General features: G+C 72.3%; 2 protein-coding genes. Both read right to left on the reverse strand.

Translation table 11 applies throughout. The features are described 5' to 3' along the window. Positions 1 to 685: ABC transporter ATP-binding protein (locus D7X55_RS39255; protein WP_147470419.1), on the reverse strand; the 685-nt coding region annotated here is incomplete at its 3' end. 39 nt (positions 686 to 724) lie between these two features. Then, positions 725 to 1609: a heme o synthase gene (gene cyoE, locus D7X55_RS39260; protein ID WP_121725686.1), complete on the reverse strand. Its 885-nt coding sequence runs from the start codon at positions 1607 to 1609 to the stop codon at positions 725 to 727. Positions 1610 to 1687: the final 78 nt, after the last annotated feature.

Raw genomic sequence — 1687 nt, forward strand, 5'->3', positions numbered from 1 at the left:
GGGGCGTGTCGCACGCCACCAGCTTCCCGGCATCCAGCACGGCCAGCCGGTCGCACCCTTCCGCCTCGTCCGCCCGGTGGGTGGTGAGCAGCACGGTGACGCCCTGCGCGTCGCGCAGCCGCTTCAGGTGCGTCCAGAACGTGCGGAAGGCCGCCTCGTCCAGCCCTTGCGTGGGCTCGTCCATCAGCACCACGCGCGGCTGGTGCACCAGCGCGCGCGCCAGCTCCAGCCGCCGGCGCATGCCGCCCGACCAGGTGCCCACCTTCTCATCGCCCCGGTCCTGCAGGCCGATGAGCGCCAGCATCGTCTCCACCCGCGCCTTCGCGTCCGCGCCGGTGAGGCCGTACAGGCGCGCGCCCAGGAGCAGGTTCTCCCGCGCGGTGAGCAGGTCATCCAGGCTGCTCCTCTGGAAGATGATGCCCATCTGGCGCCGCAGCGCCGGGTCGCTCAGCGACAGCACCCGGCCGGCGAAGTGCACCTGGCCGGCGTCCGGCGAGAGCAGGCCCGCGAGCAGCTGGAAGGTGGTGGACTTGCCGGCGCCATTCGGGCCCAGCAGCCCCAGGATTTCGCCCGGCTGCACGGACAGCGACAGCCCGTCCACGGCGGTGCGCCCGCCAAAGCGGCGAGTGAGCCCCTCGATGCGCAACAGCGGCGGGGGCGGGGTCGGAACGGAGGTGTCAGGCATGCGGAGTGCGGCCTTGCGCCAGGTCGCCGCGCGAGGGCGCTAGCCGCGGGGGACGCGGTCCAGCACCATCACGACGAACAGGACGGCGAGATACACGAGCGAATACGCGAACGTCTGGCGCGCCCAGGCCTTTCCCAGGTGCTTGAAGAAGCCCCACGCTCCCAGGCCGAGGAAGCCCAGCCCCAGCACCACCGCCGTCGCCAGGTACCACGTGCCGGAGATGTTCAGCTGGAACGGCAGGAGCGTCATGGGCACCATCGCGACCAGGTAGAGCACCACCTGCGCGCGGCTGGACTCGTCCCCGCGCTCCAGCGGCACGGACTTGAGGCCCGCGGCGGCGTACTCGTCCTTGCGGAACAGCGCGATGGCGATGAAGTGCGGCATCTGCCAGAGGAACATGATGGCGAACAGCGCGAAGCCGCCCGCGTCCACCTGGCCCGTCACCGCCGTCCAGCCCATCAGCGGCGGCAGCGCGCCGGGAATCCCGCCCACCAGCATGGCCGCGGACGTGCGGGCCTTGAGCGGCGTGTAGGCCAGCACGTAGCTGAGCAGCGCGATGAGCCCCAGCACGCCGGTGAGCAGGTTGGCGCCCAGCACCAGCGCGGGCAGGGACACCGCCGCCAGCGACAGGCCGAACCAGAGCGCCGTGTTGGGGTCCATGCGCCCGGCGGGCAGCGGCCGGTTGCGCGTGCGCGCCATGAACTGGTCGCTGTGGCGCTCCATGTAGCAGTTGAACGCGTTCGCCGCCCCCACCGTCCCCGCCGTCGCCAGCAGCGTCACCAGCGCCCGCACCGGCGTGAACGGCCCCGGCGCCAGGAACATGCCGCCCGCCGCGGTGATGAGCACCAGCAGCGACAGCCTCGGCTTGGTGAGGGAGATCAGGTCGGACGCGGTGGATGACTGGGACAGGGCACGCGCGCTCAAGCGGACTCCAGCAGATGGCCCCTGGACCGCGGCCGCTACCGGCTACCGGTCAAGGGGGGGTGGTGGGGTGGACCCTCC

Origin of the sequence: Corallococcus sp. AB049A, assembly GCF_003668885.1 — a bacterium.
GTDB classification, from domain to species: Bacteria; Myxococcota; Myxococcia; order Myxococcales; family Myxococcaceae; genus Corallococcus; species Corallococcus interemptor.